The organism is Maritalea mobilis, assembly GCF_004363175.1.
Lineage (GTDB): Bacteria > Pseudomonadota > Alphaproteobacteria > Rhizobiales > Devosiaceae > Maritalea > Maritalea mobilis.
Genome location: NZ_SNYR01000002.1, coordinates 681,465 through 697,202, shown reverse-complemented (window position 1 = coordinate 697,202; position 15,738 = coordinate 681,465). Strand labels below are relative to the sequence as shown.

16 protein-coding genes are annotated in these 15,738 nt (G+C 51.5%); 6 read left to right on the top strand and 10 right to left on the bottom strand.

Annotated elements, in window-relative coordinates:
• Positions 1-1,155 (bottom strand): succinyl-diaminopimelate desuccinylase, encoded by a 1,155-nt coding sequence (dapE, locus tag ATL17_RS11210; protein WP_133572877.1) that lies wholly within the window; start codon positions 1,153-1,155, stop codon positions 1-3.
• On the bottom strand, positions 1,156-2,004 hold the full coding sequence (dapD, locus tag ATL17_RS11205) for a 2,3,4,5-tetrahydropyridine-2,6-dicarboxylate N-succinyltransferase (RefSeq protein WP_133572876.1): 849 nt from the start codon (positions 2,002-2,004) through the stop codon (positions 1,156-1,158).
• A gap of 173 nt (positions 2,005-2,177) precedes the next feature.
• Here dapD and ATL17_RS11200 point away from each other — a divergent pair, with 173 nt between their 5' ends.
• The gene (locus tag ATL17_RS11200) at positions 2,178-3,041 is read left to right on the top strand and encodes an LOG family protein (RefSeq protein ID WP_133572875.1); all 864 of its coding nucleotides are present in this window, start codon (positions 2,178-2,180) and stop codon (positions 3,039-3,041) included.
• Positions 3,042-3,074: 33 nt separating this feature from the next.
• Here ATL17_RS11200 and ATL17_RS11195 read toward each other — a convergent pair whose 3' ends face one another.
• Positions 3,075-3,371, bottom strand: coding sequence for an antibiotic biosynthesis monooxygenase (locus ATL17_RS11195; RefSeq protein ID WP_133572874.1), 297 nt, complete (start codon positions 3,369-3,371; stop codon positions 3,075-3,077).
• Between the two features lie 88 nt (positions 3,372-3,459).
• Between ATL17_RS11195 and ATL17_RS11190 the strand changes: the two genes are divergently transcribed.
• The gene (locus ATL17_RS11190) at positions 3,460-4,140 is read left to right on the top strand and encodes a helix-turn-helix transcriptional regulator (protein ID WP_133572873.1); all 681 of its coding nucleotides are present in this window, start codon (positions 3,460-3,462) and stop codon (positions 4,138-4,140) included.
• Here ATL17_RS11190 and ATL17_RS11185 read toward each other — a convergent pair.
• Both ATL17_RS11185 and argB read right to left on the bottom strand, forming a co-directional pair.
• Positions 4,137-4,826, bottom strand: a complete 690-nt coding sequence (locus ATL17_RS11185) for a pyrimidine 5'-nucleotidase (protein WP_133572872.1) — start codon at positions 4,824-4,826, stop codon at positions 4,137-4,139. The two genes, ATL17_RS11190 and ATL17_RS11185, sit on opposite strands and share 4 nt — an antisense overlap.
• The gene (gene argB, locus ATL17_RS11180) at positions 4,826-5,743 is read right to left on the bottom strand and encodes an acetylglutamate kinase (protein ID WP_208111189.1); all 918 of its coding nucleotides are present in this window, start codon (positions 5,741-5,743) and stop codon (positions 4,826-4,828) included. Before argB ends, ATL17_RS11185 begins: the two co-directional genes overlap by 1 nt.
• A gap of 135 nt (positions 5,744-5,878) precedes the next feature.
• Between argB and ATL17_RS11175 the strand changes: the two genes are divergently transcribed.
• Complete coding sequence (locus tag ATL17_RS11175; protein WP_133572871.1) at positions 5,879-6,589, top strand: type 1 glutamine amidotransferase; 711 nt, start codon at positions 5,879-5,881, stop codon at positions 6,587-6,589.
• A gap of 133 nt (positions 6,590-6,722) precedes the next feature.
• Complete coding sequence (locus ATL17_RS11170; RefSeq protein WP_246028691.1) at positions 6,723-9,362, top strand: bifunctional diguanylate cyclase/phosphodiesterase; 2,640 nt, start codon at positions 6,723-6,725, stop codon at positions 9,360-9,362.
• A gap of 9 nt (positions 9,363-9,371) precedes the next feature.
• Here ATL17_RS11170 and yihA read toward each other — a convergent pair whose 3' ends face one another.
• The 5 genes from yihA to rpmH form a co-directional block, all read right to left on the bottom strand.
• On the bottom strand, positions 9,372-10,010 hold the full coding sequence (gene yihA / locus ATL17_RS11165; protein ID WP_133572869.1) for a ribosome biogenesis GTP-binding protein YihA/YsxC: 639 nt from the start codon (positions 10,008-10,010) through the stop codon (positions 9,372-9,374).
• Positions 10,003-10,653 (bottom strand): CatB-related O-acetyltransferase, encoded by a 651-nt coding sequence (locus ATL17_RS11160; protein ID WP_133572868.1) that lies wholly within the window; start codon positions 10,651-10,653, stop codon positions 10,003-10,005. Before ATL17_RS11160 ends, yihA begins: the two co-directional genes overlap by 8 nt.
• A 139-nt stretch (positions 10,654-10,792) precedes the next feature.
• Entirely contained in the window at positions 10,793-12,622 is a 1,830-nt protein-coding gene (yidC, locus tag ATL17_RS11155; RefSeq protein WP_133572867.1) for a membrane protein insertase YidC, read from the bottom strand.
• Positions 12,619-12,990, bottom strand: a complete 372-nt coding sequence (gene rnpA, locus ATL17_RS11150) for a ribonuclease P protein component (RefSeq protein ID WP_133572866.1) — start codon at positions 12,988-12,990, stop codon at positions 12,619-12,621. The genes yidC and rnpA overlap by 4 nt, the downstream gene beginning before the upstream one ends.
• 46 nt (positions 12,991-13,036) lie before the next feature.
• On the bottom strand, positions 13,037-13,171 hold the full coding sequence (rpmH, locus tag ATL17_RS11145) for a 50S ribosomal protein L34 (RefSeq protein ID WP_084633949.1): 135 nt from the start codon (positions 13,169-13,171) through the stop codon (positions 13,037-13,039).
• A 316-nt stretch (positions 13,172-13,487) separates the two neighbouring features.
• On the opposite strand from rpmH, the gene ATL17_RS11140 reads away from it, so the two are divergent.
• Both ATL17_RS11140 and ATL17_RS11135 read left to right on the top strand, forming a co-directional pair.
• The gene (locus ATL17_RS11140; RefSeq protein WP_133572865.1) at positions 13,488-14,258 is read left to right on the top strand and encodes a TVP38/TMEM64 family protein; all 771 of its coding nucleotides are present in this window, start codon (positions 13,488-13,490) and stop codon (positions 14,256-14,258) included.
• A 43-nt stretch (positions 14,259-14,301) separates the two neighbouring features.
• Positions 14,302-15,732, top strand: coding sequence for a dihydrolipoyl dehydrogenase family protein (locus tag ATL17_RS11135; RefSeq protein ID WP_133572864.1), 1,431 nt, complete (start codon positions 14,302-14,304; stop codon positions 15,730-15,732).
• Positions 15,733-15,738: the final 6 nt, after the last annotated feature.

Genomic DNA, 15,738 nt, shown 5'->3' with positions numbered 1-15,738 from the left:
TCAGCTCTCTAAAAAGGCACGCACATAATCTGTGTAAACGCTTTGCAGCCGTTCCACCATGGCCATAGGCACTTGCTCGTCCACTTGGTGCATGCCTTTGCCCACCAAGCCAAATTCGGCGACCGGGCAATAATCAGCAATAAACCGCGCATCTGAAGTGCCGCCACCAGTGGAGCGGATAGGCGTTATATTGGCGTGTTTTTGCACGGTTTCAATGAGCAAATCTACATCTGCTGAATCATTTGAGACAAATGACCGCGACACTGGGTGATGGATTTTCAATTCCACATCACAGCCATTCGCAGGCACCGCCAAAATTTGCTGGCCCAGCCAATATTCCAGCTTGAACGCATCCCAAATGTCGTTGAACCGAATATTGCCATGCATGGACCCGCGCGCAGGGATCACATTGCCAGCTTTATTGCCCACATCAATGGTGGTCAGTTCCAAATTGGTCGCTTGGAAGTTTTCATTGCCCTCATCCAAGGTCGCATCTGAAAGCTGCGCTGCAATTTTGGAAAGCACAGGCAGCGGATTATTCGCTTTATGTGGATAGGCAACATGGCCTTGGGTGCCTGTCACAGTGATGGTGAAGCTCAATGAGCCACGGCGGCCAATTTTCACCACATCGCCAAATTCTTCTGCGCTGGATGGCTCGCCCACAAGGCCAAAGTCAAATTGATAGCCTTGCTCTTTCGCCCATTGTAGCGCTTTCACGGTGCCATTCACCGCATCGCTTTCTTCATCGCCGGTGATCAGCAGTGAGATCGTGCCTTTGTCGGCTTCACCGCTCTCGACCAGTTCAGGCAGGGCAGCGCAAAAAGCAGCAACACCGCTTTTCATATCCACCGCACCACGGCCCCACATTACGCCATCTAATTCGTCTGCGCTGAAGGGATCATGTGTCCACGCCGCTTCGTCACCTACAGGCACCACGTCGGTATGCCCGGCAAAAAGCAAGTGTCGGCCACCCGTGCCACGGGTCGCAAACAGATTTTGCACTGGATACGAGCCGTCGCCCTCAAAAGTGAGCATGTGGCACTCGAACCCCAAGGGCGTCAGAAAATCTTGCAAAATTTCCAACGCGCCATCATTGGCGGGCGTCACCGATTTACAGCGGATCAAATCCCGTAAAAGATCGAGTGCCTGACTCACTTACGCCTCCCGAAGCAGATCGTTAATTGAGGTTTTAGAGCGGGTGCGCTCATCCACCTGCTTCACAATCACCGCGCAATAAAGGCTTGGGCCTGGTGTGCCATCTGGGAAAGGTTTGCCCGGCATAGAGCCAGAAACCACAACAGAATATGGCGGCACTTCACCCATATGAATTTCACCAGTTTCTCGGTTCACAATTTTGGTGGATTGACCAATGAATACGCCCATGGAAATCACAGAGCCTTTGCCCACGCGCACGCCTTCCACAATTTCAGACCGCGCGCCGATAAAGCAATCATCTTCAATGATCACAGGACCAGCTTGCAACGGCTCCAAAACGCCGCCAATGCCCACACCGCCTGAAAGGTGCACGCCTTTGCCGATTTGCGCACAAGAGCCAACAGTGGCCCATGTGTCCACCATGCAGCCATCATCAACATAGGCGCCAAGGTTCACGAAAGATGGCATCAAAACCACATTGCGGCCAATATGCGCTGATTTACGCACAATTGCGCCCGGCACAGCGCGGAAACCTGCTTCGCGGAAACGATTGTCGCCCCAGCCTGCAAATTTAGACGGCACTTTGTCCCACCATGTGGCGCCACCGGGGCCACCTTCAATCACTTCCATATCGTTCAAACGGAACGACAAAAGCACGGCCTTTTTTAGCCATTGATTGACCACCCATTCGCCTTGATCATTTTGCTCGGCCACGCGGGCTTCGCCGCGGTCCATCAATTCAAGGGCTTCTTCCACGGCTTCGCGGACAACACCTTGTGTTGCAAAAGTGATCTCATCACGATTATCAAATGCACTATCAATAGTTTGAGCCAGTTCGGCGCGATCCATGAGCGGGTCTCCTTAGGGATGGGCAATTTCTTTGGCGCGACATTAGCGTGCAAGGGGCACCTGTCAACCTCGCTTTTTCGCGCTTTGGTCGCAAAATTGCAATCAAGCCAAAACATCTTTAACGCTTCACGCGCAAAGATAAAACAAACCGAAGCACCTAAAAGGGGAAATTTATGGCCAGACGTCGCAGACAGCACCACACGTCGCTTCGCACATCAGAAGAAGATATCAACGTCGCGCGCAGGGTGCCGCGTACGCCACAAACAGAAGCCGCCGCCTATAAGTTGGCTTTTTCTGACGAAGAATTCATGACCGCTGAGGAAACGCGGCCCATTCGTTTGCAGCTTGAAATCCTCAAGCCCGAATTGTGGTTGGCCGAACGCGGCATCAATTCAACCGTGGTTCTGTTCGGCGGTGCACGTTTGCCAGCGCCGGGTGAGGATGCTTGGGCGGCGAAAAACGACGTACAAAAGAAAAATTTGGAAAAGAACTCCAAATATTATGAAGAAGCGCGCAAATTTGCCCGCCTTGCTTCGCTTACCTCCGAAACCTTGGATTATAAGGAATATGTCGTGGTCACTGGCGGCGGTCCCGGCGTAATGGAAGCGGGCAGCAAAGGTGCGGTTGAAGTTGGCGCACCCAATATTGGCCTAAACATCGTTTTGCCGCACGAGCAAGCGCCAAACAAATATGTCACGCCAGATCTTTGCTTTAACTTCCACTATTTTGCCACCCGCAAAATCCATTTCTTGTTGCGTGCGCGGGTAATCGCAGTGTTCCCCGGCGGCTTTGGCACCATGGATGAGTTTTTCGAAGCGCTCACCCTTATCCAAACCGGTCGCATGGAACGGGTGCCCGTCTTGCTGTTCGGCAAAGAATTTTGGTCTCGTGTCATCAATCTTGAAGCGCTGGCCGAAGAAGGCACCATTTCACCAAGTGATTTGGAGCTCTTCCAAACTGTCGATTCCGCCGATGAAGCCTGGTGCATTGTGCGCGAATTTTACAATTTGCCCAAAGTCACTGACGAAGGCTGCTAAGCGAGTTGAGCCCGGCAAATGCCGGGCTTTTTTTTATGCGGTAATTTTATCGATGCTAAAATGCTTCATGCTTTCAACGCTGGCAATTTCCGCCATCATGCCTTGAAAGGCGGGCAGGGTCATCACCTTCTCCGCCGCAGCCTGTGCAGCCTCAAGGTTTGCCCATTCCACCAGATCGACAAATTGAGTTTGGTCTTCCACATTCACCAAAGCATGATAACGCACAAAGCCCTCTAGCTCTTTGGCATGTTCCATGGCGTCGCGCCGCAGCTTGAGGGCAGTTTCGGCATTCTTTGCGGTGTACGTCACCACTTCAAAAACGTGAGACATTTGATTTTCCTTTCCTGTTGATGGAAAGCGATTTAGCATCCCCCTGTTGCCACCCTTGTGGCCACAATGTTGAGTTGGGATCTAATTTATGCGCCGCGCCGAACGTCTATTCCGTATCATCCAAATCATGCGCACCGCCAATGGGGCGCTCACCGCCCAGCAGATCGCAGAGAAATTGGAAATCTCTAAACGCTCCGTCTATCGCGATATGGCACATTTGATCGGGTCAGGCGCGCCCATCGACTCCGAACCCGGCGTGGGTTTTATGCTGCGGGGTGAATTTGATCTGCCACCGTTAAGCTTCACATTTGAACAGTTGGAGGCGCTGGCACTCGGCGCGAAAACTTTGGCGCTGATTGCCGACAAAGACATGTCGGCTGCTGCCAAAGAAGCGCTCGCCAAAATTCGCGATGCTGTGCCACAAGGCCATCAGGAAAAATTGGACAGCCCGCATTTGATGGTGGTCCCCCCTCAAGGCATCACCATGCCGCAAAAAGAACTGCGCCAAGTGCGCAAGGCCATAGACGAAAACCGAATTTTGAGCGTCACCTACCGTGCGCTGGACGACAAGGTGAGCGAGCGTCAACTCTACCCATTGGCGCTCACCAATTTTGGTCCCATCTGGTTGATGACCGCATGGTGTGTCACCAGGCAAGATTTTCGCGATTTCCGTATGGATCGGTTCGACGATATGCAAGTGCAGCGCGAGAAGTTCACCCTCGCGCCGCACCAAACTTTGGAAGCCTATCTCAAAAGATTTGAGGGTTAAGCGCGTCGCGCAAATGGGTTGAGAAACGTGCCTAGATCATCTGTCACGTGATGAATATGCTCCTCATCATCCTTGCGCTCCAGCTCAAATGGCTCCAGCTCGCTGCCGTCAAAATCAGCGCCGGGCACAACATGAACCGTGCGCATGCCCAAGCTGTGCGGCACCTTCAAATTGACTTCCATGTCTTCAAAAAAGGCTGCGCTTGTTGGCGCAACACCATGGTTAGCGATGAACTTCTCATAGGAATTATTGTGCGGCTTCGGCGCAAATTCGGCTTCGATAATGCCGAAAATATCCTCAAACACATCTTCGCCGCCCAACCGCTTCAACACATTTTGCGCATGGCCACGGTCAGCATTGGTGAAAATGATTTTGCGGCCCGGCAAAGCGCGGATCGCATCCATCAAAGCGGGGTTTGGTGCCACGGGCGAATAGTCAATGTCGTGCACCTTTTGCAAATAATGGTGTGGGTCCACATTGCGGGTGGCCATCAGGCCGCTCAATGTGGTGCCATATTCTGCAAAAAATTCCTTCTGCAATTTGCGCGCATCGGCCCAATCATACCCGGTCACATCCACCACATAAGCGGTGATCAGCTTGTCGATTTGGTCAAACAAGCGGCACGTGCGGGGATAAAGCGTATTGTCGAGATCAAAGATCCAACAGTCGACATGCGAAAGGGGCATTAAACAGCAACCTCGTCATTATTCTTGTGAATCAGCGTGCCAGCACCATGCTCGGTGAATAATTCCAATAACACCGCATGCTCGGTTTTGCCATTCACGATCACGACAGCTTCTACCCCATTTTCAGCGGCTGAAATGGCGGTCTCCAGCTTGGGGATCATGCCACCTTTGGCCACGCCATCTTTGATCAGTTTGCGGGCACCATCCACATCCATGTCGGCGATCAGTTCGCCATCCGCGCCCAAAACGCCCTCAACATCGGTCAACAGCAAAAAGCGTTTTGCGTCCATGGCCGATGCGATTGCGCCAGCAAATGTGTCGGCATTAATGTTGAACGTGTCGCCCTTTTTGCCAGCAGCAATGGGTGCAATCACCGGGATAATTTCTTCAGAGATCAGGCGATGCAAAATCTCTGGTTTCACGTCGCTTGGCTCGCCCACAAAACCGAGATCAACAATGCGTTCAATATTGCTATCCGGGTCCATCTGGGTGCGGCGCAATTTCTTGGCGGTCACCATGTTCGCGTCTTTGCCACAAAGGCCAATGGCCCGGCCACCTTCTTGGGTGATGGCCGTTACGATCTGTTTGTTGATCGCCCCAGCGAGCACCATTTCCACCACGTCAACAGTGGCTTGGTCGGTCACCCGCAAGCCGTCTTTAAACTCAGATTGAATGTTCAAACGCTCAAGCATTTTGCCGATTTGCGGCCCACCACCATGCACCACAATCGGGTGCACGCCAGACTGGCGCAGCAACACAATGTCCCGCGCAAAAGCCCGCGCCAAATGTTCGTCACCCATTGCATGGCCGCCATATTTCACCACCACAACGCGATCATCATAGCGCAGCATATAGGGCAGGGCTTGGGCGAGAATGGCGGCTTCTTTGGTTTTATTCGGCTTGGGTTCGCTCGTCATGGATGTGGGGATTCCTTGATGATGGAGTTTGTCACTATCGTGCAGGTTCGCCCCGCTTTGTCCAGACCTTAAAACCCCTCTTGTCAGGTAAAAGTCAATAGTCTTAGATGAGGAAGTCACTTCAAGGTAGCTTTTATGAAAATCACTATTTTACAAACCGGCATTGTGCCGGAACCTCTGCGCGATGAGTTCCCCACTTATGGGGAAATGATGCAAACCATGCTGAGTAAGGCTGGCGGTGATTTTGACTATCAAGTGATCAGCATTGTGGAAGATGAACCTTTGCCATCGATTGATGATGTGGAAGCTCTTTTGATCACTGGCAGTTCGCATGGCGTTTATGATCCTTTGCCTTGGATTGAACCATTGAAAGCCTTTATTCGCGATGCCTATGCGCGCCACATCCCGATGGTGGGCATTTGTTTTGGCCATCAAATCATGGCGGAAGCGCTGGGCGGTCACGTAGCCAAATCAGACAAAGGCTGGGGCGTTGGACGACAGCATTATCATGTGCAAAATCTGCCTGCAGAACTGTCCTTGCCAGACGACGAAATTTACGTCACCGCATCTCATCAGGACCAAGTGTTGGAGGCTCCTACCAGCGCAACGGTATTTGCACAAAGCAGCTTCACGCCCAATGCAGGATTATATTACCCCGAAGGGCCCGCCATCAGCGTACAACCACATCCCGAATTTGAAGATGATTTCTCAACAACCCTATTCACAAAACGCAAAGGGGTGGTGTTCGCGCCAGATGATGTCGACTTCGCGCTCGCCTCTATGGAGAAACCCTCATCATCGGCAGATTTAGGGGCTTTATTCGTCAAATTTTTCCGCCAAATGTAACCAATTTGGGAAAAACATAATCAAAATTTAAGCTTCCCAGCCCTAATCTACCGCGTGCACGAAAGGTAGGGCTGGCCACATAGTGAAAAAGACGGGGCTCAACAGAAACTTCTGGCGAGATAATGTCTGGCATTTGACCAATTTGCCGGCCCTGATTTTTATTGTCCTTTTCATTTTTTTCTGGGGCTATGCAGAAGATCAACGCAACCGCCTTTATCTGCAAGAACAGCGCAACGAAGTGCTGGCGCAAGCCTCAGTCATGCGGGCGGAGCTGGAACACACGGTCAACGCCAATTTGCAGCTAGTTAAAGGCTTGGTCAGCGTCATCGCGTCAGAGCCCGATATGGGGCAGGTGCGCTTCTCATTTTTATCACGCGCACTGTTTGATGATTCAGGCCAATTGCGTGTGTTGGCAGGGGCGCCCAATCTCAAAGTCAAAATGATTTATCCCTATGTCGGCAATGAAAGCGTCATTGGGCTGAATTATTACGAAAATGAACAGCAGCGCGACGCAGCGCTTCGCGCCCGAGATTCAAATGAATTGATCCTCGCCGGACCTGTAGATTTAGTGCAGGGCGGTCGTGGATTTATCGGCCGTTACCCTGTGTTCATCAATCACTTCACTGGCGAAAAAACCTTCTGGGGCATCGTTTCCGCCGTGATCGATGCCGATAAGCTGTATGAACATAGCGGCTTGTTGTCTGAGAGTTTGGAACTCGATATTGCCCTCAAAGGCCATGATGGCTTAGGCGATGCCGGTCGCATTTTTTATGGCGATCCAGCCATTGAAGACCGCAATCCTGTGCGGGTAAATGTAACTTTGCCACATGGCAGTTGGACCATGCTGGTCACGCCGCCAAAAGGCTGGGCAAATGCAGCACCGTCCATTTGGCAACTACGTTCAGTTTTGCTTAGCGCGTTCCTGATCATTTTGTTGCCTTTGGTATTCACAGCACATTTGATCAGATTGCGCAGCCATCAAAATAAAGAGCTCGAAGCGCGTGAGCAGCAATTGGAATTGCTGCATGAGCGTTTGCGCGTGGCCCTTTCCGCATCAGCCATTGGTGTGTGGGAAGTGAATTTACGCACTGGTGAAAATGTGTGGGACGATCGCACCAACCAGCTCTTTGGCCATGAAGATTGCATCTATATTCGCACCGCTAAAGATTGGGAAGATGCGTTGCATCCGGAAGATCGCATGCGTGCACGGCGCGAATTTGAAGTCGCCATCGCCACAAAGGGACACCTCAACTCTCAATTCCGCATCATCACCCCAAATGGTGAAGTGCGCCATTTGCATTCACGCTGCTCTTATTACCACCCAGAAGGTGGTGATCCGAAAATGGTCGGCGTCAATTGGGACGTGACAGAAGAAGTGCAAATGAAAAATGCCTTGGTCAATGCGAAAAAGCTGGCCGAGGGGCAAAACGAAGAGCTAAAGGCAGCGCACCAACAGATCGAACATTTGGCCATGCATGATGAGCTGACTGGTCTGCCGAACCGTCGTCTGTTGGATCAACATTTGCGGGTTATGCAGGAAAAAGCTCGCCCCGGCTCGGGTCTTGCCATCCTGTCTGTCGATCTGGATCGCTTTAAGCAGATTAATGACACTTTGGGCCACCGCGCGGGCGACGCCACCTTGTGCCACTTTGCGGGTGCGTTGCGGGCAAATGCGCCAAAGCAAGGCTTTATTGGCCGCGTTGGTGGAGACGAATTTGTGATCGTCATGGAATGCGATGGCAATTTGAACGAATTGGCCAAGCTTGCCGAGCGCATCATTGAAGCGGCCAACCAACCGCTTAATTTTGAGGGGCAGGTTTGTCGCTTTGGGGCCAGCGTTGGCATTGCATGCACGCCAGATAACGAAGTTGAATATACCAAGCTTTTGGTGCGCTCAGATATTGCGCTCTATCGCGCGAAGCAAGACGGGCGTAATTGCTATTCCTTCTTCACCGATGAATTGCAGACCAGCATCATCCAGTCACGAGAGTTGGCAGATGAAATTTTGCGCGGCATCGAACAACAACAATTCATCCCGTATTATCAGCCGCAATTTGATGCGCACTCGCTCAAAATCATTGGCGTTGAAGCCTTGGCGCGGTGGAACCACCCAACTAAAGGCGTTCTTTCGCCTTATGAGTTTATGGATGCCGCGCGTGATTTGAACGTGATGGACAAGCTCGATCATCTGGTGCTGCAACGGGTGCTAGACGACATGGCCCATTGGCGCGCCAGCGGGGTCGAGGTGCCAAATGCGTCTGTGAATGTGTCCTCCAGCCGTTTGGAAGATGAGGGGCTGATCGACACCCTGTCGCAGTTCAAATTCCAGCCAGGCCAGATCACTTTTGAACTCGTTGAAACCATCTTCTTGGATGAATCTAAAAAGATCGTCGATGAGAATTTGGCCCGCATTCAAGATATGGGCATCGATATTGATATTGATGACTTCGGCACCGGGCATGCATCAATTGTTGGCTTGCTGCGCCTGCATCCAAAGCGCTTAAAGATCGACCGTCAATTTGTGGCGCCGCTCACAGAATCTGCCGAACAGCGCCGCCTGATCAAATCCATCATCGATATGGGCAAATCCTTGAACATTGAGGTGCTGGCCGAAGGCGTCGAAAAAGAAGACCAGGTGCGCATTCTTCGCCTATTGGGCTGCGATGCCTTCCAAGGCTATTTGTTCGGCCGTCCGATGCCCGCAGACGCGATTATGCGCTTCGTTAAAGATCATGAAGCCATGGCCGAGCAGCGAAAGATCGCTTCGCTCTAAACCCCAGTTCTAAGTCACCAACAATTGCGCAATAACCGCGCGCAAATGGTCAATCCCATCTTTCTTCTCTGAAGAAGTGATGATCAATTCAGGGTGAGCCGCACCATGCTTCGACACAATTTTTTGCGTACGCTCAATCACCTTCTCCAGCTCGCTGGCCTTCGGCTTGTCAGATTTGGTGATCACAATCTGATAAGAAACAGCTGCGCCATCCAATTCGTTCATCACGGTTTCATCGGCAGGTTTTGGCCCGTGGCGCCCATCGATCAACACAAAAACACGCCGTAGATTGGGGCGGCCCTTCAAATAAGAATGGATCAGCTTGGTCCAGGTCTCAACGGTCTTTTTGGGGGCCTTTGCAAAACCATAGCCGGGCATGTCCACAATGCGCAGCGGCGCGTCATTGGCTTCAAAAATGTTCAGCTCCTGCGTGCGCCCCGGTGTGTTGGACGTGCGGGCGAGGTTCACCCGCCCGGTAAGTGCATTGATCAAAGATGACTTGCCCACATTGGAACGGCCCGCAAAGGCGATTTCCGTGCGGTCAGCCGGGGGCAGGTCAGAAATGCGCACACATCCCTTGATAAAATCCCAAGGGCGCGCAAACAGCAGCCGACCTGCTTCTAATTCTGCCGGTGAAAACTCAGTCATCGTCTAAACTTGCCTTTTCTAGCTGGGCAATGTCCGCGCCCATAATCGCATTTTTGTGCTTTGTAATCTTTTCCGCCGACCAATGCCACCATGCAATCTGCTCTAAGCGCTCAATTATGTCGTCGCTAAACCGCATTTTTACAATTCTGGCGGGGTTGCCCACCACAATCGCATAGGCAGGCACATCCTTGGCCACAACCGCATTGCTGCCAATAATTACGCCATTGCCAATGGTCACGCCGGGCATAAGGGTGGCATCGCGCCCAATCCACACATCATGTCCCACATGGGTATCGCCTTTAGAATTCTCCACCCATTTGTTGACATCAAATCCCTCCGCCCAATCTTTTGAAAAGATCTGGAACGGGAAGGTGGAGAAGCCATCCATCAAATGGTTGGCGCCATTCATGATGAACTGGCAACCCTGCGCCAAGGCACAAAACTTACCGATAATCAGCTTATCGCCAACAAACTCATAGTGATATTGAACATTGCGCTGTTCAAAATCTTGCGGTCGTTCGCCATCATCATAATAGGTGAAGTCGCCAATTTGGATGTTTGGGTTGGTAATGTGGTTTTTCAAAAAGATAACCCGATCAACATCTTTGATCGGAAAAGGGGTGTTCGGATTCGTGCCGTACATAGGCTGTCCTTTGCAAAAAGAGTGAGCAAATAGCGCGTCCGCAGGAAGTGCGGTGTGTACGGTTATTGAATCATTGGCTGGGCCTACCCCTTAAAACAATTGAGGCGGCCAAATTAGCCGCCTCATTTTTGATCGTCAATTATTTTGCTTCTTTTTCCTCAACGGGCTTTTTCCGTTTGAAGGTAGATTTGATGTTGCCCAGCAAATCCACATCCACCCCGTGGCGCCGCATAATCACATATTGCTGCAGAATGGAGAGGAAGTTGTTCCATGCCCAGTAGATCACCAAACCAGCAGGGAAGCCGGCCAACATAAAGGTGAAGATAACGGGCATCCACGCAAAGATAGCCGCTTGTGTTGCATCTGTTGGCGGAGGGTTCAAACGCATTTGCACGAACATGGTGATACCCATGATCAAAGGCCACGCGCCGAGCGCCAAGAAGCCGCCCAACAAAGGCAAGCCAGTCGGGTCAAACGGCAATAGGCCGAACAGGTTGAACACATTGGTCGGGTCGGGTGACGCCAAATCCTGAATCCAGCCAAAGAATGGTGCGTGACGCATTTCGATGGTCACGAACAACACTTTATAAAGCGAGAAGAACACAGGGATCTGGATCAAAACCGGCCAGCAACCGCTCATCGGGTTGATCTTTTCGCGCTTATAAAGCTCCATCATGGCTTGCTGCTGCTGCATGCGGTCGTCTTTAAAGCGTTCCTGAATTTCTTTCATTTCAGGCTGCACTTTTTTCATCGCCGCCATAGAAGCGTAAGACTTGTTGGCAAACCAGAAGAACGCCGCCTTGATCAACACGGTTACGGCCAAAATCGCCAAACCAAAATTGCCCAAAATGCCATAAAGCATGCGGATCAGATAGAAGATCGGCTTGGTGATAAAGTGGAACCACCCCCAGTCGATCAACAATTCAAAACGGTCAATCCCGAGATTTTGCTCGTAATTGTCGATATATTTCTCAACCTTCGCGCCAGCAAAAACATAGCTTTCAAAGCTACCTGTTTGCTCTGGGCCGATCACAACTGGATCTTGCGCCACATAGCTGGATTGATAAGTTGGGCGACCATTTGCGGTGCGGTAAGAGAAACGCGCATTGATCGCAGTTTCTGGCTTTGGCACAACTGCTGCGGCCCAATATTTGTCGGTAAAGCCGAGCCAACCGCCATTTGCTGAATAGTCTTTGCGGCCTTCTTCAGCCAAATCCTTATAAGACAATTCAACCAAATTATTGTCTGAAAGCACGCCAAGCGGGCCTTCATGCAAAATGAAGAAGCCTGAAGTTTGTGGCGTTTCCTGGCGGGTAACGCGAGAATAAGGGAACAGAGCAATGTCGCCTGTGCCATTGTTCTGTACGGATTGTGTCACCGTGAACAAATAATTCTCGTCCACATTGAATGTGCGGGTGAAAACTTGTCCCGCGCCATTGTCGAAAGTCAGGGTCACAGGTGTGTTTACAGCAAGTGTATCATTGCCTTCCACCTGCCATTTTGTGTCTGCCTTTGGCAGATTGGTTGTTGAGCCTGTTGAGCTGACCCAACCTTGCTCCACAAAATAAGGCTCTGGTGTGCCTTCCGGTGAAAGCAGGGTGATGATCGGGCTGCTGTCATCAACAGTTTCGTGATAGCGCTTCAACCGCAAATCGTCGATCCGGCCACCTGTCAAATTGATCGAGCCTGTCAAAGCCACAGTTTCAATCGTCACGCGATCGCCTTGTGCAATCACATCTTCACGGCTGCCCACAATGCCAGTTGTTTGCGTTGCAACATCTGCGGTCGATCCATCAGCAGATGGCGTTGGCAGGTCAGAAACATCTGACTGGCTTTGCTCTTGTTGTGCAGCAATTTCAGCTTGCCGTTGTGCTCGTTCTAATTGCGGCCCGGCAACAAAAAATTGCCAACCCACCAGCACCAAAATCGACAACCCGATTGCCAGGACGTAATTGCGGCCTTCATTCATGATTTTGACTTCCGATCTATTGCGTGCGAAGCAGCGCTTCTTTCGACATGTATCTTACCAAGGGCCCGCGCGAGGCTCTTTTTAAGTTCATTAAAGGGTTCATGTAACGCTTCTTGCCGACCAATCAACACATAGTTGAATTTTGGGTCGAATTTTTCGGCGAATTCTTGGGAAAGTGCGCGTAAACGACGCTTAACTCGATTGCGTTGCGGGGCGTTGCCCACCTTCTTGGTCACCGTATAGCCTATGCCCGGACCCATGTCACAATCCTCATTGTGCGCAACTGCTTGCAGCACAAAGCCGCGCCGGACAATTTTGCGTCCCCGCGCGGCTTTCAAAAATTGCGCCCTTTTTTTCAACTGGCGCATTGTCGTCATCTCGCTTTTCGGACCCTTATCGTGCCCAAACAGTCACTTAGGCTGACAAACGCTTGCGGCCACGTGCGCGACGTGCATTCAAGATTTTGCGGCCGTTTTTGGTGGCCATGCGTGCGCGGAAACCGTGACGACGTGTGCGAACAAGATTGCTTGGCTGAAATGTACGCTTCATTGCTCTTCAAGACCGCATCTTAAAGGACACGGTTCCTCTTTTACTGTTTAATTCTTGATTGACCAGTGAATGCAATTGGCTTTCGCTTTTGGCAAAACAAAACCAGCCGCACCATTAAAAATGGTCGAGTTGGGCTGGCTTATAGGCAATCACGCCCATGGAGTCAATCAAAACCCTCGCGCGTGAACGTACTTTTTGCGCCCAATGTTTCACACGCGCTCCTCAAATCTGAGTGATCATCCTGTCATTATAATTTACTTGGGTGGGGCGCAATAGGGCGCTAGTTTGCCTTCAATGCAAATATGAAAGAACACCCATGGCTTTATTGACCTCAAATCAATCCTCTTTGATCAAACGCTGGCTGCCCCTGGCGCTTTTGGTGCTGGTGATTGCCGGGCTTTATCTCTCTGGCGCCTATAAATGGCTTTCTATTGAGGCATTGGTGCAAAATTACACAGCGATGTCGCAGTTTGTTGTCGACAATCTCGTGGTCGCCATTTTGCTCTATATGGTGTTTTACGCAGCGGCGGTTGCCGTTTCTTTCCCGGCGGCATGGGTGCTTACAGTGGCGGGCGGTTTGCTATTTGGCTGGTGGTTGGGCGGCCTCGCCACCATTTTTGCCGCCACCATCGGCGCATCGATTCTCTTTTTTATCGCCAAAACATCTTTGGGCGAACATATGCGCAAAAATGCCAAAGGCTATGTGCAGCGCATGCGCGATGGGTTTCAAAAAGACAGTGTGAGCTACATGCTGTTTTTGCGGCTTACCCCGGTGTTTCCCTTTACTTTGGTGAACATTGTGCCCGGCTTGCTCGGCGTGCCCTTCGCAACTTATTTTTGGACAACCCTTGTGGGCATCGCGCCCGGCACCTTTGCCTATGCTTATGCGGGCGAGGGGCTTGATTCCATCGTGCGGGCGCAGGCCGATGCTTATGAAGCATGCGTGGCTGCGGGCAACGCGCCGTGTGGCATTTCTCTTGAGGTGGGCAACATCATCACAACCGACTTGCTGATTGCACTGGGTGCGCTGGGATTGGCATCGCTAATTCCCATTGTAATCAAACGCTTGCGTAAAACGCCCGCATAATCAATGATGACCGAAACGCACCCCGTGCGAGGACAATTTATTTATGGCTAAAATTCTTCAACCTGATTTATGCGTTATTGGCGGCGGCTCTGGCGGGCTCACCGTGGCCGCAGCGGCCCTGTCACTCGGAGCAAGCGTGGTGCTGGTCGAGCGTGATAAAATGGGCGGCGATTGCCTCAATTATGGCTGTGTGCCGTCAAAATCGCTCATTGCGTCTGCAAAGCGCGCGCAATATATGCGCACCGCCACCAAACTCGGCATCGCGGCGGAAGATCCCAAAATCAATTTTGGTCGTGTGAATGAACATGTGCACGGCGTCATCGCTGACATTGCACCACATGATTCGGTTGAGCGGTTTGAAGGCCTTGGCGCAACAGTGTTGCAGGGCGAAGCTAAATTCACTGATCCCAAAACAGTTATGGTCGGTGACCAAGCCATCAAGGCCCGCCGATTTGTGATCGCCACGGGGTCACGCCCCATGTCGCCGCCAATTCCCGGCTTGAGCGATGTGGACTATTACACCAACGAGACAATTTTTGATCTTACCCGCAAGCCACAACATTTGATCATTGTGGGCGGTGGCCCGATCGGCATGGAGATGGCGCAAGCCCATCGCCGTTTAGGCTCTGATGTGACTGTGTTGGAAATGCAAGCGCCGCTTGCAAAGGACGATCCAGAACTGACCAATATCGCCTTAAAGCAAATCCGGCGCGAAGGCGTGGATATTCGCCAAGGGGTGAAGGTGACCGAGGTTGCGCCGAAGGCGAAAAACATTGTCGTCACCATTGAAAAAGAAAATGGCGAAACAGAAGAAATCACGGGTTCGCATCTTTTGCTGGCCGCAGGGCGCAAGCCAAACATCGAGGCCCTCGATCTCGAAAAAGCTAAAGTGAATTTTGATGGTCGCGGCATCAAGGTCAACAAGGGGCTCAAAACGTCTAACAAACGTGTCTATGCCATTGGCGACGTGGCCGGTGGGCTGCAATTCACCCATGTGGCTGGCTATCATGGCGGGCTTGTGGTGCGGAACGCACTATATCGCCTGCCTATCAAAAATGATGCCACCATCATTCCGTGGGCGACCTACACAGACCCTGAAATTGCCAATGTAGGCCTCACCGAAGCCGATGCACGCCAGAAATATGGCGACAAGTTCAAAGTGCTGCGGTGGAGCTTTGCGGAAAATGACCGCGCCCGTGCAGAACATGTGGAAGAAGGCTTGCTGAAAGTGATCACCACACCGTCAGGCAAAATCCTTGGCGCTGGTGCTGTGGGGCACAATGCAGGAGAGCTGATCAACATTTACGCCTTGGCCGTTGCCAACAAAATGAAAATTGGTGCTTTCACCAAAATGGTCGCGCCATACCCCACGCAATTCGAGATTGCAAAGCGCATTGCGGTGGAGTTCTATAAAGATAAGGTTGACCATCCAGCATTGAAATTTTTGCTGCAGCTCAATCGGATGTTAGGCTAAGCGCTA